1 protein-coding gene is annotated in these 238 nt (G+C 37.0%); it reads right to left on the bottom strand.

Annotation, left to right across the window (positions count from 1 at the left end; all coding sequences use genetic code 11):
* Window positions 1-238: branched-chain amino acid transport system II carrier protein (locus tag SB775_RS33575; RefSeq protein WP_410865631.1), on the bottom strand; the 238-nt coding region annotated here is incomplete at both ends.

Genomic DNA, 238 nt, shown 5'->3' with positions numbered 1-238 from the left:
GTTAGTAATAGTCCTGCTCCAATACCAGCAATACTCATATATTTCGCTAAACCTTTATCATCCGCTACACCTTTTGCACGCAGAGCATTTGCAATAACAATCCCAAATATTAAAGCTGCTAACGCATCCATCGTTAAATATCCATCTAAAAATCCTTGGAACATAGGAGCTTGTCCATAATTTCCTGCAGGCTCTTTCACACCGCCTACTGATGTAAACATACTTTTTATAAATATAA

The sequence above is a fragment of the Peribacillus sp. SIMBA_075 genome, assembly GCF_046534585.1.
This window is presented reverse-complemented; position numbering and strand designations above follow the sequence as displayed.